Below are 26,674 nucleotides of genomic sequence, written 5' to 3' on the forward strand. Positions count from 1 at the left end.
TCCCGCTGACGCCCGGCCGCCCCGCGTTCACGCGCGGCCGCCCGCGCCGGCCCCCGCGGGTGTGCCGGCAGCGGTCCCCGCGCGCTCCGGCGACGGCGTCGTCGCCTTGCGCGTGCCCGTCACCGTCGCCTGCCCGAGGACGCGCGTGCCGTCGTACAGCACGAGCGACTGCCCGGGCGCGACGCCCCGCAGCCCCGCGTCGGCGCCCAGGTCGACGTGCAGGGTGCCGCCCGGCCCGGCGACCGCGGTGCCGTCGACGGGTGCGCCGTGCGCACGGACCTGCACGGTGCAGGCGGTCGGCGTCGACGGCGCCGCCCCGAACCACACCGCCCGGTCCGCCTCGACACTCCCGACGGCGAGCTCCTCGACCGGCCCGACGACGACCCGGTTGCGCACCGGCTCGACCGCGAGCACGTACCGCGGCCTGCCGTCGGGCGCGGGCCGCCCGAGCGCGAGCCCCTTGCGCTGCCCGACCGTGTACGCGTACGCGCCGTCGTGCGTGCCGACGACGGCGCCCGTGGTGTCGACGACCTCGCCCTCCCTGCTGCCGAGTCGCGCACGCAGGAAGCCCTGCGTGTCCCCGTCGGCCACGAAGCAGATGTCGTACGAGTCCGGCTTGGCCGACACCGACAGCCCGCGCGCGGCGGCCTCCGCCCGCGTCTCGTCCTTCGACGCGACGTCGCCCAGGGGGAACAGCGACCGGGCGAGCCGCTGCGGGCCCATCACCGCGAGCACGTACGACTGGTCCTTGGCGGCGTCCCGCGCGCGGTGCAGCTCGGGCGTGCCGTCCGCGGCCCGCTCGATGCGCGCGTAGTGCCCCGTGCACACCGCGTCGAAGCCGAGCGCGACGGCCTTGTCGAGCAGTGCCGCGAACTTGATGTGCTCGTTGCAGCGCACGCACGGGTTGGGCGTGCGGCCCGCCTCGTACTCCGCGAGGAAGTCGGCCACGACGGTCTCCTCGAACCGCTCGGAGAGGTCCCACACGTAGTACGGGATGCCGAGCACGTCGGCGGCGCGGCGCGCGTCACCCGCGTCCTCGATCGAGCAGCAGCCCCGCGAGCCCGTGCGGAACTGGTCGCGCGTGCGGGACAGCGCCATGTGCACGCCCACGACGTCGTGCCCGGCGTCGACCGCACGCGCGGCCGCGACCGCCGAGTCGACGCCCCCGGAGAGGGCCGCGAGCACGCGCATCAGGCCACCGCCGGGGTGCCCGACGACCGGCCCGCGAGCCCGGCCGCACGCGCCCGGTCGACGACCGCGGGCAGCGCCGCGAGCGCCGCCGCGACGTCCGCCTCGGTCGACGTGTGCCCGAGCGAGAACCGCAGCGCCCCCCGCGCGTCGTCCTCGTCGACCCCCATCGCGAGCAGCACGTGGCTCGGCCGCGGCACGCCGGCCTGGCACGCCGAGCCGGTGGACGCCTCGACGCCCGCGGAGTCCAGCAGGTACAGCAGGGAGTCGCCCTCGCAGCCGGGGAACGTGAAGTGCGCGTTGGCCGGGAGCCGGCGACCGGGGTCCGCCGGGCCTCGCAGCACCGCGTCGGGCACCGCCTCGCGCACGCCCGCGACGAGCGTGTCCCGGAGCGCACCGACGCGCGCCGCGTGCTCGGGCCGCCGCCGCACGGCCTCGTCGAGCGCGACCGCGAACGACGCGAGCAGCGGTGCGTCGAGCGTGCCGGACCGCACGCCGCGCTCCTGCCCGCCGCCGTGCTGCACGGGCGTCAGCTCGAGCCCGCGCCGCGCGAGCAGCGCACCCGCACCGCCCGGACCGCCGACCTTGTGGCCGGACACGGTCAGCGCGTCGAGCCCCGACGCCGCGAAGTCCACGGGCACCTGCCCGACCGCCTGCACCGCGTCGGCGTGCACGGGCACCCCGTACCGCCGGGCCAGCGTCACGACGTCGTCCAGCGGCTGCAGCGCACCGACCTCGTTGTTCGCCCACATGACCGAGATGAGCGCGGCCTGCGGTCCGTGCGCCTCGAGCTCGGCGCGCAGCGCGTCGACGTCGAGCACGCCGTCGGCGTCGACGGGCAGCAGCACCAGCTCGGCCCCCGCGTGCTCCGCCATCCAGAACGCCGGGTCGAGGACGGCGTGGTGCTCGACCGCGGGCACGAGGATCCGGCGCCGGTCCGGGTCGTGCGTCCGCCGCGCCCAGAACAGCCCCTTGATCGCGAGGTTGTCCGCCTCGGTCCCGCCCGACGTCCAGACGACCTCGCTGGGCCGGGCGCCGAGCGCCGCGGCGGCACGCTCCCGTGCCTCCTCGACGACGCGCCGCGCCGCCCGACCGGACGTGTGCAGGGACGACGGGTTGCCCGGGCGCGCCAGGTGCTCCGTCAGGACCCGGACCGCCTCGGGGAGCATGGGCGTGGTCGCCGCATGGTCGAGGTAGGACGTCATCCGCACCAGTCTACGAACCGGCGGGCGCCGACCCGCGCCGTCACCCGTGCGGCCCCGCGGGCGGTGTGCGCAGTCCCACGCCGCCCGAGGTGTGGTCTCACCCACCGGACGTCCCGCGCGGCCTGGCAGGATGTGCGCCGTGAGTGCCGACGAGGTCATCGCCCTGCCGCCCGCGTTCAGCGGCCAGCGGCTGGACTGGCGTGACCTGCCCCGGCACGTCCGGTCCCGGATCAGCGAGCTCGCGGGCGCCCAGGTGAGCGCCGAGACGAGCGCGACCAGCGGCTTCAGCCCCGGCTTCGCCGCCGTGCTCGAGATCGCGGACGGTCGCGGCGTGTTCGTCAAGGCCGTCTCGGCCGAGCAGAACCCCGTCTCGCCGCACCTCGCGCGTGCCGAGGTCCGCGTCGCCGCCGCGCTCCCGCCGCAGGTCCCCGCGCCCCGGCTGCTGTGGTCCGACGACGACGGCGACTGGGTCCTGCTCGGCTTCGAGGTCGTGCACGGCCGCTCCCCCGAGCTGCCCTGGCGTCCCACCGACCTCGACGCCGTCGCGGACGCCGTGGGAGCGCTTGCCGACGTCGAGCCGCTGCCCGGCCACGACCTGCCCCGCACCGACGACCAGCTCGCGGACGACTTCACCGGCTGGCGGCACATGGCCGAGCTCGACGAGCCGACCCGCGAGGGCGTCGTCGCCCGCGCCGGCGACCTCGGCCTGTGGGCGCGCGCGCACCACGAGCAGCTCGTGCTGTGGGAGCAGGAGGCCCTGCGGGTGTGCGCGGGCGACGCGCTCGTGCACGGCGACCTGCGCGCCGACAACGTCATGATCGACGACCAGCACCGCGTCTGGCTCATCGACTGGCCGCACGCGTCGATCGGCGCACCCTGGCTGGACTGGGCGTTCATGCTCCCGAGCGTCGCGCTGCAGGGCGGCGGCGACCCGGTCACGAACTTCCGCAAGCACGCCGTGTCCGAGGGGGTGAGCGACGACGACCTGCGCGCCGTCCTCGCCGGGCTGGCCGGCTACTTCGTCAACAGCTCGCTTCAGCCGCCGCCGCCCGGCATCCCCAACCTGCGCCGGTTCCAGGCCGCCCAGGGCGTCGCGACCCTCCGCTGGCTCCGCGACCTCACCTGACCTCGCGCCCGGGGTGCCACGATCCCGCCACGGGCACGTGGGGCGCCCGGGATCGTCGCGAACGACGAGGCGAGCGCCGCCGCCGCCCGGACGGTCGACGGGTGGGTGCCGCTACGCGGCCCCACCCTCCGCTGCGCTCCGGCTCAGCCCTCGGGTCCACGGTCGAGCTGGGCCTGCGCTTCGCTGCGGGCGGGCGCCGCTACGCGACCCCCACCCTCCGCTGCGCTCCGGCTCAGCCCTCGGGTTCACGGTCGGGCTGCTCCTGCGCTCCGCTGCGGGCGGGTGCCACTACGCGGCCCCACCCTCCGCTGCGCTGCGGCTCAGCCCTCGGGTTCACGGTCGGGCTGCTCCTGCGCTCCGCTGCGGGTGGGTGCCGCTACGCGGCCCCACCCTCCGCTGCGCTCCGGCTCAGCCCTCGGACTTCAGACGGCGGAGCTCCGCCGCCGCCTGCGGCAGCACCGTGAACAGGTCGCCGACGACACCGAAGTCGGCGATCTCGAAGATGGGGGCGTCGGCGTCGGAGTTGACCGCGACGATCGTGCCGGACGCCTGCATGCCGCCCCGGTGGTGCACCGCGCCGGAGACGCCCGCCCCGATGTAGAGCCGCGGCGAGACGGTGACGCCGGTCTGGCCGATCTGCGCGTCGTGCCCGATCCAGCCCTCGTCGGTCGCGACGCGGGTCGCACCGACGGCGCCGCCGAGCACGTCGGCGAGCTCCTCGACCGCGGAGAAGTCCCCCTCGGTGCCGCGGCCGCCGACGACGACGACGTGCGCGCTGCCCAGGTCGGGGCGGCCGCTGGAGGGCCGCTCGGTGCGCTCCACGAGGGTCACGCGGCGGGCGCCGGCGGACACCGCCACCGGGTGCTCGACGACGGCCGGCGCGACGGGTGCGGCAGCAGCCTCGACGGTGACGGAGTTGGCCTTCACGGCGACGACGGCGAGCGGCGCGGTCACGGCGCAGCGGGTGCTCCACGTGCCGGCGAAGACGGTCTTGCTCGCGACGTACCGGCCGTCCTCCACGACGAGCCCGTCGGCGTCGGTGACGACCCCGGCACCGGTCGCCACGGCGAGGCGCGCGGCGGCCTCCTTGTTCTCGAACGAGGAGACGAGGAGCACGAGGCGCGCACCGGTCGCGTCGACGAGCGAGCCGAGCGCCTCGGCGAGGACGGCGGACAGGTGCAGGTCGGCGTCCGCGACGAGACGGTGGACGTGCGTGACGCCGAGCGTCCCGAGCTCGACGAGCACCTCGGCCGGCGGCTCGCCCGCGCCGGCCCACGCGCCGTGCACGCCGGCCCCGCCGGACAGCCCGGCGGCGAGCGTGACGATCTCGCGGACGGGGCTGCGCAGCGTGCCGTCGGGCGTGTGGTCGAGCAGGACGAGCACGGGCGCGGCGGTCAGGTCGGTCACGGCGTTCTCGATTCTCGGGTCGTGCGGGTGCGAGGGAGCGGGGAGCGCGAGCTCAGACGAGCTTGTGCTCGACGAGGTACTGCGCGAGCCGGACGCCCGCGGTGCCGTCGTCGTTCACGAGCACGCGGTCCTCGCGCGCGGGCCGGGCGGCCGCGGCGACGACCTGGGTGCGGGCACCTGCGGCACCCACCTCCGTGGGGTCGACGCCGAGGTCGGCGAGCGCGAGCGTCGTCACCGGCTTCTTGCGGGCCGCCATGATCCCCTTGAAGTTCGGGTACCGCGGCTCGTTCGCCTGGTCGGTGACCGAGACGACGGCGGGCAGCGGCGCCTCGAGCACCTCGGTGGCGTGGTCGAGGTTGCGGCGCACGCGGACGGTGCGCGCGGCGACGTCGACGGTGAGCTCGGCGCCGAGCGGCAGCGCGGGCAGGTCGAGGAGCTGCGCGAGGGCCGTCGGCAGCAGCGACGTGAGGCCGTCGAGGCCCGCCATGCCCGTCACGACGAGGTCGACGGGCGTCTGCGCGTCGAGGTGCCGGACGGCCGCGGCGAGCACGCGGGCGGTGCCGAGCGCGTCGGACCCCGCGATCGCGTCGTCGACGACGTGCACGGCCTCGTCGGCGCCCATCTGCAGGCCCTTGCGGACCGCGTCGACGGCGTCGTCGGGCCCGACGGTGAGGACCGTGACGGACCCGTCGCCTGCTCCCTCGACGAGTGCGAGCGCGGCCTCGACGGCGTTCTCGTCCAGCTCGTTGAGCGTGCCGTCCCCGCCGTCGCGCACCGCGCGACCGTCGGGGCCCAGGGCCCGCTCCGACTGGATGTCCGGGACGTGCTTCACGCAGACGACGATCCTCACGCCCGGAACGTTACCTTCCGCCGCGCCCGCCCCGGACCGCCGTGTCGACAGGCGGAAGGCCGCCGCGGTCCCGACCCGGACGCACGCCCGACCCACGCCCGACACGCACGTCCCGCACAATGTCGGGGTGACCACGCCCTTCCCGTCCCGACGGCCGCCCCGGCTCGGCGTCCACGTCACGGACCAGGGCGTCGACGTCGCGGTCCTGGCCGCGCACGCCACCGCGGTCGAGCTCTGCCTGTTCGACGGCGTCGAGGGCACCCTGACGGAGCGCCGCATCACGCTGTCCGGCCCGGTGCACGGCGTGTTCTCCGCGTCCGTGCCGGGGATCCGCGCGGGCCAGCGCTACGGCTTCCGTGCGCACGGGCCGTGGAACCCGGCGGCGGGCCTGCGCTACAACCCGACGAAGCTGCTCGTCGACCCGTACGCGCGCGGCCTGCTGGGCGAGGTCGAGCACGTCCCGCAGACGTACGGCCACGTGGTCGGCCCGGACCTGCGGGGCGACCCCTACGGCCCGCCCGACCACCGCGACTCGGCGGGGCACGTGCCGTTCTCGGTGGTCGTCGACACGCGCGACCTGCGCAGCCCCGACCCGACGACCAACCGGCCGTGGACGCCCTGGTCGCGCACGGTCGTGTACGAGGCGCACGTCAAGGGCCTGACGGCGCTGCACGACGCGCTGCCGACCGAGCTGCGGGGCACCTACGCCGGGCTCGCGCACCCCGCGGTCCTCGACCACCTGCTGGGCCTGGGTGTGACGGCGGTCGAGCTGCTTCCGGTGCACGCGTTCTCCTCCGAGCCGCACCTCGTCGAGAAGGGCCTGACGAACTACTGGGGCTACTCGACGCTCGGCTTCTTCGCGCCGCACGCGGCGTACGCGACGAGGGAGGCGCGCGCCCTGGGCCCGGCCGCGGTGCTGGACGAGGTGCGCACGACCGTGCACGCGCTGCACGAGGCGGGCCTCGAGGTGCTGCTCGACGTGGTCTACAACCACACGTGCGAGGGCGGGCTGCCCGGGCAGCACCTGTCGTGGCGCGGGCTCGACTCGGCGCTGTACTACGCGCACGACGGCGGCGTCCCGGCGCGGCTCGCGGACGTCACGGGCACCGGCAACACGCTGGACTTCCGCCGCCCCGAGGTCACGCGCATGACGCTCGACTCGCTGCGGTACTGGGCGGACGTCGTCGGTGTGGACGGCTTCCGCTTCGACCTCGCGGTCACGCTGGGGCGCGACGTCGACGGCTTCACGCCGTACCACCCGCTGCTCGTCGCCGCGCAGGTCGACCCGAGCCTGCACGGGCTCAAGCTCGTCGCGGAGCCGTGGGACGTCGGCCCGGGCGGCTGGCGCACGGGCCAGTTCCCGGTGCCGTTCGCGGAGTGGAACGACCGGTTCCGCAACGCGACGCGGTCGTTCTGGCTCGCGGACCCGGCGCGCGCCGCGCACGGCCTGCCCGGGCACCGGGTGCGCGACCTCGCGACGCGCCTGTCGGGGTCGGTCGACCTGTTCGGGCACACGGACCCGCCGCTCGTGCGCGGCCCGGTCGCGTCGGTCAACTACGTGACGGCGCACGACGGCTTCACGCTCGCGGACCTCGTCGCCTACGACCACAAGCACAACGCGGCGAACGGCGAGCAGAACCGCGACGGGACGGACGACAACCGGTCCTGGAACCACGGCATCGAGGGCCCGGTGCGGCTGGACTCGCCGGGCGCGGACCTGCTGCCGCTGCGCCGCCGGTCGATCCGCAACCTGCTCGCGACGCTCGTCCTCGCGGCGGGCACCCCCATGATCACGGCGGGCGACGAGATGGGGCGCACGCAGCAGGGCAACAACAACGCCTACTGCCAGGACTCCGAGCTGTCGTGGGTGCGCTGGGACGCCTCCCCGTGGCGCAAGGACCTGCTGGCGACGGCCCGGTGGCTGCTGCTGCTGCGTCGCCAGCACGCGGCGCTGCGCGCGGAGCGGTTCTACTCGGGACGCCCGCTGCTGCCGGGCCGCCGGCCGGACCTGGCCTGGTACGACGCGCTCGGCACCCCGTTCGACCACGCGCGCTGGCACGACCCGGCGCTGCGCACGTTCCAGATGGTCCGCACGGCCCCGCCGCCGGGCGACGACACCGTGATGCTCGTGGTCAACGGCGCGCTGGACTCGGTCGACGTGGTGCTGGCGGACGAGCACGGGGGCCGCTGGAGGCTGGCCTGGGACTCGGTGTGGGAGCACCCGCGCGACGAGCGTGCGGAGGCGATCGCGAGCGGCCTGCACGCGGCGCCGGGTGACACGACGGTGCTGGAGCCGCTGAGCATGCGCGTCTACGTGCAGGACCCGCCCGTCTGACGTCCCCCTTCTGGACGTGCGACCTGTTGTGTACCGTCGCGACATGACGCACTCCCACGACGTCGTGGTCGTCGGCGCGGGCCTCGCGGGCCTGGTCGCCACCGCGGAGCTGCTCGCCGCCGGTCGCCGGGTCGTGCTGCTCGACGCCGAGAACGCCGCGAGCCTCGGCGGGCAGGCGTTCTGGTCGTTCGGCGGGCTGTTCCTCGTGGACTCCCCCGAGCAGCGCCGGCTCGGCATCAAGGACTCGGCCGAGCTCGCGCTGGCGGACTGGCTGGGGTCGGCGGACTTCGCCGACGACGGCTCCGACCGCTGGGGTCGCGCGTGGGCGGAGGGGTTCGTCGACTTCGCGGCGGGTGACCTGCGGCCGTGGCTGCACGCGCAGGGCGTGCGGTGGTTCCCGCTCGTGCAGTGGGCCGAGCGCGGCGGGTACACCGCGGGCGGGCACGGCAACACCGTGCCGCGCTTCCACGTCACGTGGGGCACGGGTCCGGGGATCCTCGAGCCGTTCGTCCGCACGCTGCTCGACGCGTACCGGGACGGCCGCGTCGACGTGCGCTTCCGGCACCGCGTGACCGCGCTGACCACGACCGACGGGCGCGTGACGGGCGTGCGCGGCGACGTCCTGGCGGACGACCGCGTCGACCGCGCCGTGCCGAGCTCGCGGAAGGTCGTACGGCCCTTCGCGCTCGACGCCGCGGCGGTCGTCGTCGCGACGGGCGGCATCGGGGCGAACCACGACCTCGTGCGCGCGACCTGGCCCGCGGACGCGGGGCACCTGCCCGACCGGATGCTCTCGGGCGTCCCGGACCACGTGGACGGCTCCGGCATCGCGGCCGCGAGGGACGCGGGCGGTGCGGTGGTGCACGCGGGGCGCATGTGGCACTACCCCGAGGGCATCGCGAACCACTCCCCGGTGTGGTCGCGGCACGGCATCCGGATCCTGCCGGGCCCGTCCTCGCTGTGGCTGGACGCCGACGGGCACCGGCTGCCGGTGCCGCTGTTCCCCGGCTTCGACTCCCTCGGCGCCCTGCGTCACATCACCGGGCGCGGCGACGACCACTCGTGGTTCGTGCTGGACAAGACCATCCTCGGCGCGGAGTTCGCGCTGTCCGGCTCGGAGCAGAACCCGGACCTCACCGGCCGGAGCGTCCCGCAGCTGCTGCAGCGGGTCCTGCCGGGTGCGGTCGGCCCGGTCGAGACGTTCGCGCAGGAGTCCGAGGAGTTCCTCTGGGCGGACACCCCGGCGGAGCTCGCGCGCCGCATGAACGCGCTCACGGGCTCGGACCGGATCGACGGCGACCGGCTCGAGCGGACCATCGTCGAGCGTGACCGCCAGGTGACGAGCGGCCTCGGCAAGGACCTCCAGGTCGTGGCGACCGCGATGGCGCGCCGGTACGTCGTCGACAAGGTGATCCGGGTCGCCAAGCCGCACCGCCTGCTCGACCCCGCGCACGGCCCGCTGCTCGCCGTCCGCCTGTCGGTGCTGACCCGCAAGACGCTGGGCGGCCTGCACACCGACCTCGAGGGGCGCGTCCTGCGGCCCGACGGCGAGGTGCTGCCGGGGCTCTGGGCGGTCGGCGAGGCGTCGGGGTTCGGCGGCGGAGGGGCCCACGGGCACCGCGCGCTCGAGGGGACGTTCCTCGGCGGCTGCCTGTTCACGGGCCGCACGACCGGGCGCGCGCTGGCCTCCGCGCTCGGCTGAGGGCGGACGCCGGCCGACCGCGCCCGGGCCCTGCACCACCGGGCACACCTCGCACATCCGCCCAGGTCGGGCACGTGCGACGCGTCTGCGCACGACACGGGCACCGCACCGGATGCCCACCCCGGGGGCGGGCGGATAGGTTCGGGACCGTGACGACTCCCCCGAAGTCCGGCGGCCGTTCGCGCCGCGCCGCGACCCGCCCGACGGTCGCCGACGCCCCTGCCGCCCCGACCTCGTCGCCCGCCGACGCGACCCCCGTCCCGACCCCCGCGCCCGCCGCGGTGACACCGCCCCCGACGCGTCGTCGCCGGACCGCCGCGGCCGCCACGCCGACCGGTCCCTCGGCGACGGCGCACGTCCCCGACCCGACGCCGGCACCGGCCCCCGCAGCCGCTCCGCGCACCGCGTCCGCGCCGGCCGCCGCGCCGGGCCCGGTGTCCGGCCCGGTCGGCCGCATCCCCGTGGTCGACGTGTCGCCGGTCGCGGAGGAGGGCCGTTTCCCGGCGAAGGCCGTGGTCGGCGAGGCGGTGCCTGTGCGCGCCACGGTGTTCCGCGAGGGGCACGACGCGGTCGCGGCGACGGCGGTGCTCGTCGACCCGGACGGTGCGGAGCACGCGCGTGTGCCGATGGTCGACGTCGCCCCGGGCCTGGACCGCTACGAGGCGCGCGTGGTCCCGGACCGCACGGGCGAGTGGTCGTTCCGCGTCGAGGGCTGGTCGGACCCGTTCGCGACGTGGGCGCACGACGCGACGATCAAGGTCGCCGCGGGCATCGACGTCGAGCTCATGCTCACGGAGGGTGGGCTGCTGCTGGAGCGCGCCGCCGCACGGCCGGAGCTGCCCGAGGACGGTGCCCAGGTGCTGCGCGCCGCGGTCGCGGGGCTGCGGGACACGACGCGCACGCCTGCGGACCGACTCGCGGCGGGCCTGTCGCACGCCGTCCACGACACCCTGGCCGCGCACCCGCTCCGCGAGCTCGTGACGTCGTCGCGCACGTACCCGCTGCGCGTGGAGCGCCCGCTCGCCCTGGCGGGCTCGTGGTACGAGATCTTCCCGCGCTCGCACGGCGCGGTGCGGGACGAGGCGACGGGCGAGTGGCGCTCGGGCACCCTGCGCACGGCCGCCGAGGACCTGCCGCGCATCGCGGGCATGGGCTTCGACGTCGTCTACCTGACGCCGATCCACCCGATCGGCACGACGTATCGCAAGGGCCGCAACAACTCGCTGGACGCGCAGCCGGGCGACCCGGGCTCGCCGTACGCGATCGGCTCGGCGGCGGGCGGGCACGACGCGATCGAGCCGAGCCTCGGCACGTTCGACGACTTCGACGCGTTCGTCGCGCGCGCCCGGGACCTGGGCCTGGAGGTCGCGCTCGACGTGGCGCTCCAGTGCTCGCCGGACCATCCGTGGGTCACGGACCACCCCGAGTGGTTCACGACGCGCGCGGACGGCTCGATCGCGTACGCGGAGAACCCGCCGAAGAAGTACCAGGACATCTACCCGCTGAACTTCGACAACGACCCCGCGGGCATCTACGCGGAGGTCCGCCGGGTGCTGCAGGTGTGGATCGACCACGGCGTCACGCTGTTCCGCGTCGACAACCCGCACACGAAGCCGCTGGACTTCTGGGCGTGGATCCTCGCCGACGTCCGCAAGGACCACCCGGACGTCATCTTCCTGTCGGAGGCGTTCACGCGGCCGGCGATGATGCAGACGCTCGCGAAGATCGGCTTCCACCAGTCGTACACGTACTTCACGTGGCGGAACACGAAGGACGAGATCGAGGAGTACCTCGCGGAGGTCTCGGGCGAGCAGGGCGCGTGGATGCGCCCGTCGTTCTGGCCGACGACGCACGACATCCTGCCGCCGTACCTGCAGGCGACGGGTGGCCGCGGGTTCGCGGTGCGCGCGGTGCTCGCGGCGACGGGCTCGCCGACGTGGGGCATCTACTCGGGCTACGAGCTGGTCGAGGACGTGCCGCGTCCGGGTGTGGACGAGCAGATCGACAACGAGAAGTACGAGCTCAAGCCGCGTGACTGGTCGCGCGCGGAGGAGCTCGGCATCGCGCTGCTGCTCGGCAACCTCAACGCCGTCCGCAGGGCGCACCCGGCGCTGCAGCAGCTGCGCAACCTCGCGGTGCACTCGACGACCGACGACGCGCTCGTCGCGTACTCGCGGCACCTCGACGCCCAGCACTCCCCGACGGGGCGGGCGGACACGGTCGTGACGATCGTCAACCTCGACACGTGGAACGCGCGCGAGGGCGTCGTCCACCTCGACCTGGCCGCGCTGGGCCTGCCGGCGGACCGCCCGCTGCGCGCGCACGACCTGCTGACCGGCGAGACGTGGGAGTGGGGAGCGACGCCGTGGGTGCGTCTCGACCCCGCCGAGCGTCCCGCGCACGTGATCCACCTGGAGGTGGCGTGACCCTGCCCCCGATGCCGGACGTCCGACCGCGGGAGCCCGCACCGACCACCGGCCAGATCATGCTGACCGCGCTGCCGCAGAAGCGGCAGCCCACCGTGCCCGCGCCGGGCGAGGCCCGCCCGGGGCTGAGCGACGATCCGGACTGGTACCGCACCGCGGTGTTCTACGAGGTCATGCTGCGCTGCTTCTCCGACGCGTCGGGGCAGGGCAGCGGCGACCTGCGCGGCCTCATCGACCGCCTCGACTACCTGCAGTGGCTCGGCATCGACTGCCTGTGGCTGCCGCCGTTCTACCCCTCGCCGCTGCGCGACGGCGGCTACGACGTGGCGGACTACACGGCGATCGCGGCGCAGTACGGCACGGTCGCGGACTTCCAGGAGCTCATCTCCGAGGCCCACGCGCGCGGCATGCGGCTCGTCATCGACCTCGTGATGAACCACACGAGCGACCAGCACCCGTGGTTCCAGGCGTCGCGCTCCGACCCGGAGGGCCCGTACGGCGACTTCTACGTGTGGAGCGACGACAACACGCGCTACCAGGACGCGCGGATCATCTTCGTCGACACCGAGACGTCGAACTGGACCTTCGACCCCGTCCGCCGGCAGTACTTCTGGCACCGGTTCTTCAGCCACCAGCCGGACCTCAACTTCGAGAACCCGCGCGTGGTCGAGGCGATGATGGACGTCGCCCGGTTCTGGCTGCGGATCGGCGTCGACGGCTTCCGCCTGGACGCGGTGCCCTACCTGTTCGAGGCCGAGGGCACGAACTGCGAGAACCTCCCGGAGACGCACGCCTTCCTGCGTGACGTGCGGCGCATGATCGACGAGGAGTTCCCCGGCCGGATCATGCTGGCCGAGGCGAACCAGTGGCCCGAGGACGTCGTGCACTACTTCGGCACCGAGCAGGAGCCCGAGTGCCACATGTGCTTCCACTTCCCCGTCATGCCGCGCATCTACTACTCGCTGCGCGACCAGCGGGCGACGCCGATCATCGACATCCTCGCGGACACGCCGCCCATCCCGAAGGGTGCGCAGTGGTCGACGTTCCTGCGCAACCACGACGAGCTCACGCTCGAGATGGTGTCCACCGAGGAGCGCGCGTCGATGTACGGCTGGTACGCGCCGGACTCGCGCATGCGCGCCAACGTCGGCATCCGCCGCCGGCTCGCACCGCTGCTCGACAACTCCCGCAAGGAGATCGAGCTCGCGCACGCCCTGCTGCTGTCCCTGCCGGGCAGCCCGTGCCTGTACTACGGCGACGAGATCGGGATGGGCGACAACATCTGGCTGCCCGACCGTGACGCGGTGCGCACGCCGATGCAGTGGACCCCGGACCGCAACGCGGGATTCTCGACAGCCGACCCCGGCAAGCTCTACCTGCCGCTCGTGCAGTCGCTCGTGCACCACTACAGCCACACGAACGTCGAGGCGCAGCTCGCGCAGCCGACGTCGCTGCTGCACTGGGTCCGCGGGATGCTGACGGTCCGCCGCCGCTACCCCGCGCTCGGCAAGGGGGAGTTCGTCGTCGTCCCGTCGGACAACGAGTCGGTCCTGACGTTCCTGCGCGTGACGCCCGAGCAGACCCTGCTCGTCGTCGCGAACATGGCGGCGACGGCGCGGTCGGCGACGGTCTCGCTGCCGTCGTACGCGGGCTGGTCGATGCACGACGTGTTCGGCGGCGCGCCGTTCCCGGCGGTGCGCGCCGAGGGCTCGGCGCTGTTCACGCTCGGCTCGCGGGACTTCTACTGGCTCGAGCTGGAACCCCCGGCCGGCGAGCCGGACGGTGCACGGGGGGCGCGATGACGCTCACGGTCGGGACACCCGACGGCCTGGACGCCGCGCTGCTCGACGTCGCCCGGGAGTGGCTGCCGGAACGGCGCTGGTTCCCGGCCAAGGGGACGCGCGCAGACCTCGAGCTCGTGGGGTCGCTGCCGCTCGCCGACGACGTGCGCGTGCTGCTGGTGCGCGCACGCGCGGGCTCGATCGACGCGGTGCTGCAGGTGCCGCTCGTGCTCACCGCGGCGTCGCCGGACGCCGCGGATGCCGCCGAGACGCCGGACACGCCCGACCCGACGGTCGTCGGCCGCGTCGGCGACCGCGTCGTGCGGGACGGCGCGGCGCACCCGGCCTTCGTCGCGGCGTGGCTCGCGGTCGCGGACGGGCCGGGTGCCGACGTGGACCCCGGGACGGCCCGTGCCGTGTCGGGCGAGCAGTCGAACACGTCCGTGATCCTGCGGGCGACGCCGGACGCGCCCGCCCCGGCTGCGATCCTCAAGGTGCTGCGTGCCGTCGCGGCGGGTGAGAACCCGGACGTCGAGGTCCCTCGCCGGCTGGTCGAGGCGGGCTCGACGGACGTCCCGGCGCCGCTGGCGTGGCTCGAGGCACGCTGGCCGGACGGGTCCGGCGGGACCGTGCAGGGGTACCTCGGCGCGATGAGCGCGTTCGTGGAGCAGGCCCAGGACGGGTTCGAGCTCGCGTGCGACGTGGCCCGGCGCGGCGAGCCGTTCGACGCGGCCGCCCGTGAGCTCGGCGCGGTCGTGGCGGGGGTCCACGCGGCCCTCGTCCGGGCCTTCGGCACGGACGACGCGACCGCGCCCGGGGACGGCCCGGAGCAGGTCGCGGCTGCGGTCGCGAACCGCTTCTCGTGGGCGACGTCGGCAGTGCCGCAGCTCGCGCGGTTCGCGCCCGGCGTCGACGCGGTGGTGGCCGAGGTCCGTGCGCTGCCGGCCGCTCCCCCGCGCCAGCGCGTGCACGGCGACCTGCACCTCGGGCAGGTGCTGCGCTCGGGGTCGCGCTGGTTCGTCACCGACTTCGAGGGCGAGCCGCTCGCGCCCCTGGCCGCTCGCACGCGCCCCGACCTCGCGCTGCGCGACGTCGCGGGCATGCTGCGCTCGCTCGACTACGCGGCGGCGGTCGGCGGGCTCACGGGTCCGCAGGCGCAGGCGTGGACGGACTCGGCCCGGCGGTCGCTGCTGGACGGCTACGCCGCGGCCGCGGCGCCGCAGGCGGACGTCGACGCGGCCGCCCGTGCGGTGCTGCTGCGCGCGCTCGAGCTCGACAAGACGCTGTACGAGGCGGTCTACGAGTCGCGCAACCGCCCGACGTGGCTCCCGATCCCCCTCGCGGGCCTGGAGCGCCTGGCCGGCTGACGCCCCCGCCGGCCGGCCCGGGTCAGACGCCGCTCGGCATCTCCAGCGCGCGGTCGACGGACATCCGCATGCCCGCCTGCCGGGGCGTGAGCTCGCTCTGCAGGACCAGCGCCGCGCCGCCGACGGCCGCGGCCTCGGGGGCGTTCGACGAGATCGCGACCCGCACGGTGTGGTTGCCGCGCGCGAAGAACGACTGCGCGAGCCGGGCCTCGACCTCCGGCACGTAGAGCGACCCGGCGATGGCGAACGACGGCCCGGTGAGGACGACGAGTTCGAGGTCGAGCACGTTGGCCAGGGTCTGCGCGGCGACGCCGACGTACCGCGCCGACCGCCGCAGGACCCGCAGCGGCGCCTCCTCGCCGCGGGCCGCGGCGCGGGCGATCGTCGCGAAGTCCTCCGAGGCCCCACGGCCCGGCAGCTCGATCCCGGCCTCCCGCGCGGCGGCGACCACCGCGACGGGGCCGGCGAGCGCCTCGATGCACCCGGCGCTGCCGCACCAGCACTCGGGTCCGTCGAGGTCGACGCAGATGTGCCCGATCTCCCCCGCGTTGGAGCTCGCGCCGCGGAAGACGGTCCCGTCGACGATGATCCCGGACCCGATGCCTGTGCCCATGTAGAGCGCGGCGAACGCGGACGCGGTGATGCCGCCCGACCAGTACTCGCCGATCGCGGCGGCGGTCGCGTCGTTGTCGAGCAGCACGGGCAGCCCGGTGGCGTCCTCGAGCGCGGCGGCGAGGGGGAACTCCGTCCACGCCTGCATGACGGGCGGTGTCAGCGTCATGCCGGTGCGCGGCGAGATCGGCCCGGGCGAGACGACGCCGAGCCCGAGCACGCGCTGCGGGTCGACGCCGACGCGCGCGACGGTCGCGCGGATCTCGGCGGCGATGCGCGCGACGACCTCGCGCGGGTCGTCGGAACCGGCCCCGGGGCGACGCCAGCGCGCGACGATCGCGCCGCCGAGGTTGGCGATGACGTAGGTGATCCCGGCGTGGTCGAGGTGCACGCCGACGGCGAACCGGGCGTACGGCTCGAGCTCGAGGAGCATGCGGGGCTTGCCGCCGGTCGACTCCGCGCGGCCCGCCTCGACGACGAGGCCGTCGTCGATGAGCCGGCGCACGACGGTCGAGATCGTCGCGGCGGTGAACCCGGTCGCGCGCGTGAGCTCGACGCGGCTGATCGTCCCGGCCGCACGGATGAGGTCGAGGATCGCGGCACGGCTGCTGGCGTGCGCAGCGCCCAGGCCTGGCTGCAGGCTGCTCACGGCACCGTCCTCCCTCGCGTTCCCCCCGCGCGCTCACCATAACGATCCGGGTACGGAGAGCCTGCTCCGCGACACGCACGTTGACTAACTTTGTTCACTTGCCTAAGAATGCCACGCGGAGCAGGGTTCGCATGACCCCGATGGTGACGAAGCCCTCCATACCGGCCGGCACGCGGAGGTGCCGGCCCGACGAGAGGATCAAGGATGTTCCCTCAGAAGCGACGCACGCGCGTCCTGGCGGTCGTGACCGCCAGCACCCTCCTCGCCCTGACGGCGGCGTGCTCGAGCGGCGGTGGCGACCAGGAGGCCAACGACGACGGCACCCCCTCGGGTGAGCTCACCGTCCTCACCTGGCGCACCGACCTCGTCGAGGACGGCACGTTCGACGAGTACGTGGAGCAGTTCAAGGCCAAGTACCCCGAGGTCACCGACGTCACCGTCGAGGGCGTGACCGACTACGAGGGCACGGTCAAGACCCGCATGAACACCGAGGACTACGGCGACGTGCTCGCCATCCCGGGCTCGGTCACGCCCGACCAGCTCCCCGACTTCTTCGAGCCGCTCGGCGACCAGGCCGAGATGGAGAAGGAGTACCGCTGGCTCAACGACAAGTCGTTCGAGGGCAAGTCCTACGGCATCCCGGTCGTCGGCAACGTGCAGGGCGTCGTCTACAACAAGCGCGTGTGGGAGGAGGCCGGGATCACCGAGTTCCCGACCACACCGCAGGAGTTCCTCGACGACCTGCAGGCCGTCAAGGACAAGGGCATCGCAGTCGCCCCGCTCTACACGAACTACAAGGACGCCTGGGCGCTCTCGCAGTGGGAGGGCTGGCGCGGTGCCGTCACCGCCAACCCCGACTACGTCAACGAGATGACGCAGACGGACACCCCGTGGACCGAGGAGTCCGACTCGGGCGTCATCGACGGCACGATCTACGACGTCGTCGCGCAGGGCCTGACCGAGGCCGACCCCACGACCACCGACTGGGAGGGCAGCAAGCGCCTCCTGGGCGTCGGCGACATCTCCGCGATGGTGCTCGGCTCGTGGTCGATCCCGCAGATGCAGGCGGCCGCGGAGGCCGCGGGCGCCGACCCGGCCGACATCGCCTACATGCCGACCCCCTCGCAGGTCGACGGCAAGTTCCACACCGTCGCCGGCGGTGACTACAACCTCGGCATCAACGTCCACTCGAAGAACAAGGCGACCGCGCGCGCGTGGATCGACTGGTTCAACCACGAGTCCGGCTTCTCCGAGGCGCAGGTCGGCCTCTCCCCGCTCATCGACGGGCCCGTCCCGGCCGCCCTCGAGGGTTTCATGGCCGAGGTCGAGCTCATCACGATGAACCCTGCCCCCGAGGGCAAGGAGTCGCTGTTCGCGGACATCGACACCGCGTCGGGCATCGTCACGACCGACCCGAAGTACCGCCAGCAGATCATCGACGACGCCCGCTCCGGCGCGCGCACCAAGGAGCAGATCTTCGACGACCTGAACTCCAGGTGGGCCGAGGGGCGCGCCGACGCCGGCGCCTGAGGTTCCCTGACATGACGACCGCACCCTCGGGCCTGACCGGCCCGGCCGTCGCGGCCGCGCACGAGCCAGACGCGGCGCGCCCCTCCCGGAAGGTCCCGGGAGGGGTGGGCCGTGGCTCGGCGTGGTACCGCCGGCTCACGCCCTACCTGTTCCTGCTCGTCCCCGTCGGGCTGCTGCTGCTCCTCACGTACGCGCCCGTCGTCAACATGTTCTGGTACTCGGTGACGGACTGGGACGGGCTGGACAAGACGAAGAACTTCGTCGGCCTCGAGAACTACGTCGACGTGTTCACCGACCCGGACAACGTGCGCGTGTTCCTGGTGTCGCTCTACTACGTCGTCGGATCGTTCGTGCAGATGGCGCTCGCGCTGTACTTCGCGACGATCCTGTCGTTCAAGGTGCGGTTCAAGAACATGTGGAAGGGCATCCTGTTCTTCCCGTACCTCATCAACGGCGTCGCGATCGGCCTGATCTTCCTCAACTTCCTCAAGCCCGGCGGCGGCCTGGACACGGTCCTGCTCAACACCGGGCTGGAGAGCCTCGTCCACCAGTGGACGGGTGACCCCGAGGTCGCCAACTACGCGCTCGCCGCGGTGTCCGTCTGGCGGTACACGGGCCTGACGTTCGTGATGTTCCTGGGCGCGATCCAGTCGATCAACTCGGACATCTACGAGGCGGCGTCGCTGGACGGCGCGAACCGCTGGCACGAGTTCTGGCACATCATCCTGCCGTCGATCCGCCCGATCGTCGGGCTCGCGTTCATCCTCGGCATCTCGGGGTCGCTGTCGGTCTTCGAGATCCCCTACGTCATGACGGGCGGCGCCAACGGCACCGAGACGTTCGTCATCCGCACGGTCTGGATGGCCTTCCAGCGCAACACCGTCGGGCTCGCGTCGGCGATGGCCGTCGTCCTGCTCGTCTTCGTGCTGGTCGTGACGTGGCTGCAGCGCCGGATCGTCCCCGACGAGGAGGTGGACCTCACGTGAAGCTCGTGACCTCGACCGCGAAGTACGTGTCGCTGACGATCGCCGCGGTCGTCACGCTCCTGCCGCTGGGTCTCATCCTGTTCGGCTCGTTCAAGACCAACCAGGAGTTCCTGTCGACCGGCCCGTTCACGCTCCCGCAGGACTGGCTCAACCTCGAGAACTACGCGACGGCGTTCACGCGCGGCGGCATGGGACTGGCGTTCGCGAACACGGTGCTGATCTTCGTCGCCGCCATCGCGGGCACCATCCTCATCGGCGCGGCCACCGCGTACGCCCTGGACCGCTTCCGGTTCCGCGGCCGCTCCGTCGTCCTGGCGCTGTTCCTGCTCGCGACGCTCGTCCCGGGTGTCACGACGCAGGTCGCGACCTTCCAGATCATCAACGGCCTGGGCCTGTACGGCTCCCGCTGGGCGCTGATCCTGCTGTTCATGGGCACGGACATCGTGTCCATCTACATCTTCGTGCAGTTCATGCGCAGCATCCCGCGGTCGCTGGACGAGGCCGCGATGATCGAGGGCGCGGGCCACCTGCGGATCTTCTTCCAGATCATCCTGCCCAACCTCAAGCCCGCGATCGCGACCGTCGTCATCATCAAGGGCATCGGCATCTACAACGAGTTCTTCCTGCCGTTCCTCTACCTCAACGACCCGTCGACGAGGCCGATCTCGACCGCGCTGTTCGCGTTCAAGGGTCCGTACGGCTCGCAGTGGGAGGTCATCTCCGCAGGCGTGATCCTCACGATCATCCCGATCCTCGTGCTGTTCCTGTTCCTGCAGCGGTACATCTACAACGGCTTCACCGCGGGCGCGACGAAGTAGCGGACCCGCCTCGACGGGCCCGGTCGCCACGTGCGGCCGGGCCCGTCGACGTGCCCGCCGGCCCCGCCCTCTCGTCCGGGGCGTGCTCCCGTCCCGCGCTGCGGCTCCAGCCGCGGCCACGCGGTGCCGACTCCTGGGAGGGAGGAGGTGCCGTGGACGTCGGAGTGCTGTCGGTCGTGGCCGTGGCGACGGCCGTCCTCGCGGTGCGCGCGGCGGTACGGCTCGTCCGCGGCACCGTCGGGTGGCGGGCGCTGGGGGTCGTCGCGCTCGTGTGGTGGACCGCGCTCGCCGGGGTCGCCGGGTTCCACGAGCTGCGTCACCACCGGACGCAGGCGGTCGCGACGACGGCCACCCGGCTGGCCTCCGGCGTGCCCGACGCGCGCGTGGCGTGCCTGCGCACGTCCGCCGACCTGCTCGACCTGTCCGGGTACCTCGGCTTCGTCCGGTACGACGACCCGTCGACGTCCCACCTGAGGTCGCAGACGTGCCGCGACCTCGCGGCGTGGCTGGCGAGCGCCAAGCACGCACCGTCGCTCGACCAGGTCGTGGCGGTGCACGTCGTCAGCCACGAGGCCCAGCACGTGGCCGGCGAGCGCGACGAGGGCGTCGCGGAGTGCCGCGCGCTGCGGGACGACGCCGCGGTGGCCGAGGCGATGGGTGCGACGCCCGCGCAGGCCGCCGCGCTGGCCGACCGCTACCGGACGGAGGTGTACCCCCACCAGCGCGAGGGCTACGTCCAGGACTGCGGCGGGATCGTCTGACCGCGCGCGGCAGCGCTCGCGCCCGGCCCGGGGCGACCGGGCGCCCCTGCTGCGCGGGCGCCCCGGTCGGCCTCACACGCGCGTCGCGCGCACCAGGACGAGGTGCTCGGGGAAGAGCACGGGCACCTGCAGACCGACCTCGGCGAGCACCCGCCCGGTGAGCCGCACACCCTCGGGTGTCCACCACGGCAACGACAGCCAGTGGCTCCCGAGCCCGTCGACGACGTCGCCGGGCGGCTGGGGACGCACGTGGTAGGTCGCGTCGGGGTCGAGCCCGGGGAACGTCAGCCGGCCCGTCGGAAGGGCGTCGGACGTGGCGGTGGCGACGACCGCGAACAGTGCGTCCGACCCGTCCTGCGCGACGACGCCGTGCACGTGGTGCGACGGGTCGACCCCGTCGGCGTGCACCGTCGCGCCGGTGTGCAGCAGCCCGCGCAGGTCCTTGTACGCGGCGACCCAGGCCGCGAGCTCGGCACGCTGGTCCTGGTCGGCCTCGCGCAGGTCCCACTCGATGCCGAGGTGCCCGAACAGCGCAGTGCCCGCGCGGAACGACAGGGCGTGCCGCCGCCCGGTGCTGTGCGCGGTGCCCGAGCCGATGTGCGAGCCGACGATCTCCAGCGGCACGAGCAGGTTGGTCCACCGCTGGATCTGCTGCCGCTCGAGCGCGTCGATGCAGTCGCTCCCCCAGATCCGGTCCGTCCGCTGCAGGATCTCCAGGTCGACGCGTCCGCCGCCCGACGAGCACGACTCGATCTCGACCCCGGGGTGCCGCGACCGGAGCTCGTCGAGCAGGCGGTAGACGGCGAGCGTCTGCCCGTGCACCCCCGCGACGCCCGCGGGCCCGTGCCCGGCGTCGACGAGGTCGCGGTTGTGGTCCCACTTGAGGTACCCGATCGCGTACTCGGTGAGCAGCGCGTCGAGCCGGTCGAGGATGTAGGCGTACGCCCCCGGCTGCGCGAGGTCGAGCACCTGCTGGTGCCGGGCCGGCCGCGGCAGCCGCGACGGCACCTGGAGCATCCAGTCGGGGTGCGCGCGCGCGAGGTCGGAGTCGGGGTTGACCATCTCCGGCTCGACCCACAGGCCGAACTGCAGCCCGAGGCCGGTGACGTGGTCGACGAGCGGGTGCAGCCCCTGCGGCCACACGTCGGCCGAGACGTACCAGTCCCCCAGCCCGCGCGTGTCGTCGCGACGGGAGCCGAACCAGCCGTCGTCGAGCACGAACCGCTCGGCCCCGATCGCCGCCGCGGCGTCGGCGAGCTCGGTGAGCCGCCCGAGGTCGTGCTGGAAGTACACGGCCTCCCAGGTGTTGAGCGTGACGGGCCGCGGCGTGCGCGGGTGCTGCGGCCGCGCCCGCATCCAGCGGTGGAACCGGCCCGCGAGCGCGTCGAGGCCCTCGCCCGTGGACCCGTACACCCAGGGGCTCGTGTACGACTCCCCCGTGGCGAGCCGCACCTCGCCCGCGGCGAGCAGCTCCCCGCCCCCGAGCAGCCCCGGCTGGTAGTGGCTGCGCTCCGCGAGGTTGCGGTGGTTGCCCGACCAGGCGGTGTGCACGCCCCAGACGCGCCCGCTGCGGTGGCCGAACCCGGCGGTGCCGGCGACGAGGACGAACGCGGTGTCGTAGCCGGTACGGCCCCGGCGGTTCTCCCGCAGCCGGGTCCCGTGGGTGAAGGCGGTCCGCTGCGGGCTGCGCTCGCGTGCCCAGCGGCCGGAGAAGTCGAGGAGCTCGGTCGCGACGGCCGGCACGGGGAGCGTGAGCAGCAGCCCGTCGAGCGCGTACGTGCCGTCGGCGGTGCTCGTCACGGTGCCGCGCTGCCGCACGAGCCCGTGCGGGGTGAGCTCGAGGACCAGGTCCAGCGTGAGCCCGGCGGCGGTGTCGTCGGCGTGCACGTCGAGGCGCTGCGTCCCGTCGTCGAGCCGCGCGAGGGTGTGCGTGCGCACGACGAAGGCCGTCGAGAAGTCGCGCCCGTCGCGCGTCCCGGTCAGGCCCGGCGTGCCGAGGAAGCCGGCGGACTGCTCGGGGACGACCGCGACGGGCACCTCCCCGTCGACGGGGAAGCCGATCGGCATCGGGCGGGACGCGAGCCGCAGGTCGCGCAGGACGGCCTCGTCGACGTCGCCCAGGTCGGCTCCCCAGTGCAGGACGCGCGGCAGGGTGCCGCCGTCCAGGTCGACGACGAGGCTCACGCCGTCGGCGCGCAGGTGCAGCAGGTCGGGTGCGGGGGTGGTGGGGACGACGTCGTCCCGCGTCTCGGTGCTCACCGGGTCAGTGTGCCACTCGATTGACTTACTTTATTCAGTTGTCTAAGAATGATCCCGGGTACCTGGCAGCCGACTCGGCACCTCCCCGGAGGCTCCGAGCCGCCCGCGACGACGCGGGACGGACGCGCCGGACCCGCGGACCCAGGAGCGCGCGTCGATGATCACCCAGGACCTCTACGACGGCTGGACCCTCACGGCCGTCTCCGGACCCGTCCCGGCCGAGCTGGCCGGCGTGCGCGTGCGGGCCCGCGTCCCCGGGACGAGCCACACCGCGCTGCTCGACGAGGGCCTGATCCCCGACCCGTACCTCGACCGCAACGAGGACGTCCTCGCGTGGATGCGGCGCACCGACTGGGCCTACGAGCGCGAGCTCGTCCTCGACCCGGCCGCCGCCGACGAGCGCGTCGACCTCGTCTTCGGCGGCATCGACACCGTCGGGACCGTCACGTTCGACGGCCACGAGCTCGGCCGCACCGCCAACCAGCACCGGTCCTACCGGTTCGACGTGCGCGCCCTGCTGCGCCCCGACACCCAGCGCCTGCGCGTGGACCTGCGGGCCGCGATCGTGCACGCCGAGGCGGAGCGCGAGCGCCTCGGCCACCGCCCGCTGGCCTACCCGCAGCCGTTCAACATGGTCCGCAAGATGGCGTGCTCGTTCGGCTGGGACTGGGGCCCCGACCTGCAGACCGCGGGCCTGTGGAAGCCGGTCCGCGTCGAGCGGTGGCGCACCGCGCGGCTCGCGTCGGTGCGCACGCACGTCACGGTCGACCCCGACGGCACCGGCCGGGTGCGCGTGCTCGTGGACCTCGAGCGCTCGGGCCTGCCCGGTGGCGACGCGCCCGTCACGCTGCGCGCCCGCGTCCTGTCGGCCGACGTCGCCGTCACCGTGCCCGGCACGGCCACGTCGGCCGTCGTCGAGCTCGAGGTCCCCCGGGCACCCCTGTGGTGGCCGGTCGGCCACGGCCCGCAGCCGCTGTCCGACCTCACCGTCACGCTCGCGACGCGCGACGACGAGCCGCTCGACTCCTGGTCCCGGCGCATCGGGTTCCGCACGGTCGAGGTCGACACGACGCCCGACGAGGACGGGACGCCGTTCACGTTCCGCGTCAACGGGCGGCCGGTCTTCGTCAAGGGCGCCAACTGGATCCCCGACGACCACCTGCTCACCCGCATCACGCGCGAGCGCCTCGCGCACCGGCTCGACCAGGCCGTCGAGGCGAACCTCAACCTGCTGCGCGTCTGGGGCGGCGGCATCTACGAGTCCGAGGACTTCTACGACCTGTGCGACGAGCGCGGCCTGCTCGTCTGGCAGGACTTCCTCCTCGCGTGCGCGGCCTACCCCGAGGAGCAGCCCATCTGGGACGAGCTCGAGGCCGAGGCGCGCGAGAACGTCGCCCGGCTCACGCCGCACGCCTCGCTCGTGCTGTGGAACGGCGGCAACGAGAACCTCTGGGGCTTCATGGACTGGGGCTGGCCGCAGGAGCTCGAGGGCCGCACGTGGGGCTACCGGCTGGCGACCGAGCTGCTCAAGGGCGTCGTCGCGGAGCTCGACCCGACGCGCCCGTACGCCGACGGCAGCCCGTACTCCCCCGGCTTCGCGCTCGACGACGTCCACCCGAACGACCCGGACCACGGCACGCACCACGAGTGGGAGGTCTGGAACCGCGTCGACTACTCCGCGTACCGCGACGACGTGCCGCGGTTCTGCTCCGAGTTCGGCTTCCAGGGCCCGCCGACGTGGTCGACCCTCACGCGTGCCGTCCGCGCCGACGACGGCGGCCCGCTGACCAAGGACGACCCGACGTTCCTGCTGCACCAGAAGGCCGAGGACGGCAACGGCAAGCTCGACCGCGGCCTCGCGCCGCACCTGGGCGTGCCCGCCGGCTTCGTCGACTGGCACTGGGCGACGCAGCTCAACCAGGCCCGCGCCGTCGCGTTCGCGATCGAGCACTACCGGTCGTGGTGGCCCCGGACCGCGGGCGCGATCGTGTGGCAGCTCAACGACTGCTGGCCGGTGACGTCGTGGGCCGCGATCGACGGCGACGAGCGGGTCAAGCCGCTGTGGCACGCCCTGCGCCGCGCCTACGCCCCGCGCCTGCTCACCGTGCAGCCGCGCGACGGCCGCGACGAGCTCGCGGTCGTCAACGACACGGGTGGCCTCTGGCAGGGCACGGTCCGGCTCTCGCGGCGCACGCTCGACGGTGCGACGCTCGCCGAGGTCGAGCTCGGGCTGGCCGTCGGCGCGTGGTCGGTCGGCCTGTTCGCGCTGCCCGACGAGGTCGCCGCGCCCGACGACGCGGCCGGCGAGGTCCTGGTCGTCGACCTCGGGGACGTCCGCACGGTCCACACGTGGGCGCAGGACGTCGACCTGCGCCTCGACCCCGACCCGGTGTCCGCGACCGTGTCGCCGCTGCAGGACGGCTACCGCGTCGACGTGACCGCCCGGACGTTCGCCCGCTCGGTCACGCTGCACGTGGACCGCCTCGACCCCGACGCGACGGTCGACGACGCCCTCGTCGACGTGCCGGCGGGCGAGACGTTCTCGTTCCACGTCCGCACCTCCGCACGGTTCGACGCCGCCGCCCTCACGCGCAGCCCCGTGCTGCGCACGGCGAACGACGTGGTCGTGCCGCGCGGCGCGACGGCACCGGCGGGCGCCGAGCGTGATCTCCAGCAGTCCCGCTGAACGGTTCGCGCCCGCCACTACGCTGGCGGGCGTGACCCACGGGATGGATGCCGTCGGCCTGGTCCTCGCCCGGCCGGCCCGGATGCTCGGCCTCGAGCCCTTCTTCATGGAGCTCATCGCCGGCATCGAGGAGTCCCTCGCCGTCGAGGGCCGCTCGCTGCTCCTGCACGTCGTCCCCGACCACGACGCGGAGATCCGGGCCTACCAGCGCTGGGGCGAGGGCCGGCTCGTCGACGCCGTCGTGGTGGTCAACGTCGCGCTCGAGGACAACCGGCTCGAGGTGCTCGGCCGGCTCGGGATCCCGACGGTCGTCGTCGGTGGTCCGACCCCGGACCTCCCGTTCGCCAACGTGTGGATCGACAACGGCCAGGCGATGCGTGACGCGGTCGGGCACCTGGTCGGCCTGGGCCACCTGCGGCTCGCCCGCGTGTCCGGTCCGCGCACGCTCGCGCACACGCAGGCCCGCACCGAGGCGTTCGTCGCCGAGTGCGCGCGCCTGGGGGCCCAGGGCAGCGTCGTGGAGGGTGACTACGGCGAGGAGTCCGCGACGCGCGCGACGCGGGCCCTCCTGGGCCGCGGCTCGCCGCCGTCCGCGATCATCTACGACAACGACGTCATGGCCATCGCCGGCCTGCGCGTCGCCGCCGAGATGGGCGTGCCCGTTCCCGAGCGCCTGTCGCTGCTGGCCTGGGACGACTCGGCCCTGTGCCGCCTGGCCTCGCCCGCGCTGTCCGCGATGAGCCTCGACGTGCACGCGATGGGCGTGCAGGTCGCCGACTGCGTGCTCAACCTGCTCGCCGACGGCCCTGTGACCTCGTACACCGCGCCGCAGCCCCGGCTCGTCACGCGCGGCACCACCGCCCCGCCCGCGGACCGCGCCACCGCCTGACCAGCAGCGGGACGTCGTGGGCGCCACCCGACGGCCCGCCGGCCCTCTCGACAGGTCGCCAGGCCGTCCACCTGCGCAGACGCCCGCCGGGTGGTTG

18 protein-coding genes are annotated in these 26,674 nt (G+C 74.2%); 12 read left to right on the top strand and 6 right to left on the bottom strand.

Going from position 1 to position 26,674, the window contains the following annotated elements:
- Positions 1–27 precede the first annotated feature (27 nt).
- Both mnmA and CELF_RS13890 read right to left on the bottom strand, forming a co-directional pair.
- Entirely contained in the window at positions 28–1,191 is a 1,164-nt protein-coding gene (gene mnmA / locus CELF_RS13885) for a tRNA 2-thiouridine(34) synthase MnmA (protein WP_013771904.1), read from the bottom strand.
- Positions 1,191–2,393, bottom strand: coding sequence for a cysteine desulfurase family protein (locus tag CELF_RS13890; protein ID WP_013771905.1), 1,203 nt, complete (start codon positions 2,391–2,393; stop codon positions 1,191–1,193). The genes mnmA and CELF_RS13890 overlap by 1 nt, the downstream gene beginning before the upstream one ends.
- Before the next feature lie 130 nt (positions 2,394–2,523).
- On the opposite strand from CELF_RS13890, the gene CELF_RS13895 reads away from it, so the two are divergent.
- Positions 2,524–3,519: a phosphotransferase gene (locus CELF_RS13895; protein ID WP_212758567.1), complete on the top strand. Its 996-nt coding sequence runs from the start codon at positions 2,524–2,526 to the stop codon at positions 3,517–3,519.
- Positions 3,520–3,927: 408 nt separating this feature from the next.
- On the opposite strand, the gene CELF_RS13900 is transcribed toward CELF_RS13895, so the two are convergent.
- Entirely contained in the window at positions 3,928–4,926 is a 999-nt protein-coding gene (locus CELF_RS13900; RefSeq protein ID WP_013771907.1) for an electron transfer flavoprotein subunit alpha/FixB family protein, read from the bottom strand.
- A gap of 52 nt (positions 4,927–4,978) precedes the next feature.
- Entirely contained in the window at positions 4,979–5,776 is a 798-nt protein-coding gene (locus CELF_RS13905) for an electron transfer flavoprotein subunit beta/FixA family protein (protein WP_013771908.1), read from the bottom strand.
- A 127-nt stretch (positions 5,777–5,903) separates the two neighbouring features.
- Here CELF_RS13905 and glgX point away from each other — a divergent pair, with 127 nt between their 5' ends.
- The 5 genes from glgX (at position 5,904) to CELF_RS13930 (ending at position 15,387) form a co-directional block, all read left to right on the top strand.
- Positions 5,904–8,111 (top strand): glycogen debranching protein GlgX, encoded by a 2,208-nt coding sequence (gene glgX / locus CELF_RS13910; protein WP_013771909.1) that lies wholly within the window; start codon positions 5,904–5,906, stop codon positions 8,109–8,111.
- Between the two features lie 43 nt (positions 8,112–8,154).
- Positions 8,155–9,813, top strand: coding sequence for an FAD-binding dehydrogenase (locus tag CELF_RS13915; protein ID WP_013771910.1), 1,659 nt, complete (start codon positions 8,155–8,157; stop codon positions 9,811–9,813).
- 434 nt (positions 9,814–10,247) lie between these two features.
- Positions 10,248–12,239, top strand: a complete 1,992-nt coding sequence (locus CELF_RS13920) for an alpha-1,4-glucan--maltose-1-phosphate maltosyltransferase (protein WP_041554383.1) — start codon at positions 10,248–10,250, stop codon at positions 12,237–12,239.
- Between the two features lie 11 nt (positions 12,240–12,250).
- Positions 12,251–14,041 (top strand): maltose alpha-D-glucosyltransferase, encoded by a 1,791-nt coding sequence (gene treS / locus CELF_RS13925; RefSeq protein ID WP_041554386.1) that lies wholly within the window; start codon positions 12,251–12,253, stop codon positions 14,039–14,041.
- Positions 14,038–15,387 carry a maltokinase N-terminal cap-like domain-containing protein gene (locus CELF_RS13930; protein WP_013771913.1) on the top strand — a complete coding sequence of 450 codons (1,350 nt, stop codon included), beginning with the start codon at positions 14,038–14,040 and terminating at the stop codon, positions 15,385–15,387. The genes treS and CELF_RS13930 overlap by 4 nt, the downstream gene beginning before the upstream one ends.
- A gap of 22 nt (positions 15,388–15,409) precedes the next feature.
- On the opposite strand, the gene CELF_RS13935 is transcribed toward CELF_RS13930, so the two are convergent.
- A complete protein-coding gene (locus CELF_RS13935) occupies positions 15,410–16,648 on the bottom strand; it encodes an ROK family transcriptional regulator (RefSeq protein WP_013771914.1) in 1,239 nt (412 codons plus the stop codon).
- 204 nt (positions 16,649–16,852) lie between these two features.
- On the opposite strand from CELF_RS13935, the gene CELF_RS13940 reads away from it, so the two are divergent.
- The 4 genes from CELF_RS13940 to CELF_RS13955 all read left to right on the top strand — a co-directional run bounded on the left by CELF_RS13940 (position 16,853) and on the right by CELF_RS13955 (position 20,743).
- Entirely contained in the window at positions 16,853–18,178 is a 1,326-nt protein-coding gene (locus CELF_RS13940) for an ABC transporter substrate-binding protein (RefSeq protein WP_013771915.1), read from the top strand.
- Between the two features lie 11 nt (positions 18,179–18,189).
- Positions 18,190–19,164 carry a carbohydrate ABC transporter permease gene (locus CELF_RS13945; RefSeq protein WP_013771916.1) on the top strand — a complete coding sequence of 325 codons (975 nt, stop codon included), beginning with the start codon at positions 18,190–18,192 and terminating at the stop codon, positions 19,162–19,164.
- On the top strand, positions 19,161–19,982 hold the full coding sequence (locus CELF_RS13950; RefSeq protein WP_013771917.1) for a carbohydrate ABC transporter permease: 822 nt from the start codon (positions 19,161–19,163) through the stop codon (positions 19,980–19,982). Before CELF_RS13945 ends, CELF_RS13950 begins: the two co-directional genes overlap by 4 nt.
- 152 nt (positions 19,983–20,134) lie before the next feature.
- Positions 20,135–20,743, top strand: coding sequence for a hypothetical protein (locus tag CELF_RS13955; RefSeq protein ID WP_013771918.1), 609 nt, complete (start codon positions 20,135–20,137; stop codon positions 20,741–20,743).
- A gap of 72 nt (positions 20,744–20,815) precedes the next feature.
- Here CELF_RS13955 and CELF_RS13960 read toward each other — a convergent pair whose 3' ends face one another.
- On the bottom strand, positions 20,816–23,002 hold the full coding sequence (locus CELF_RS13960; RefSeq protein WP_013771919.1) for an alpha-galactosidase: 2,187 nt from the start codon (positions 23,000–23,002) through the stop codon (positions 20,816–20,818).
- A gap of 157 nt (positions 23,003–23,159) precedes the next feature.
- Between CELF_RS13960 and CELF_RS13965 the strand changes: the two genes are divergently transcribed.
- Together CELF_RS13965 and CELF_RS13970 are read left to right on the top strand one after the other, a co-directional pair.
- Complete coding sequence (locus tag CELF_RS13965) at positions 23,160–25,688, top strand: glycoside hydrolase family 2 protein (protein WP_013771920.1); 2,529 nt, start codon at positions 23,160–23,162, stop codon at positions 25,686–25,688.
- A 31-nt stretch (positions 25,689–25,719) separates the two neighbouring features.
- The gene (locus CELF_RS13970; RefSeq protein ID WP_232014249.1) at positions 25,720–26,577 is read left to right on the top strand and encodes a LacI family DNA-binding transcriptional regulator; all 858 of its coding nucleotides are present in this window, start codon (positions 25,720–25,722) and stop codon (positions 26,575–26,577) included.
- The last annotated feature ends 97 nt before the right edge of the window (positions 26,578–26,674 follow it).

The sequence above is a fragment of the Cellulomonas fimi ATCC 484 genome (assembly GCF_000212695.1).
In the GTDB taxonomy this organism is placed as follows: Bacteria; Actinomycetota; Actinomycetes; order Actinomycetales; family Cellulomonadaceae; genus Cellulomonas; species Cellulomonas fimi.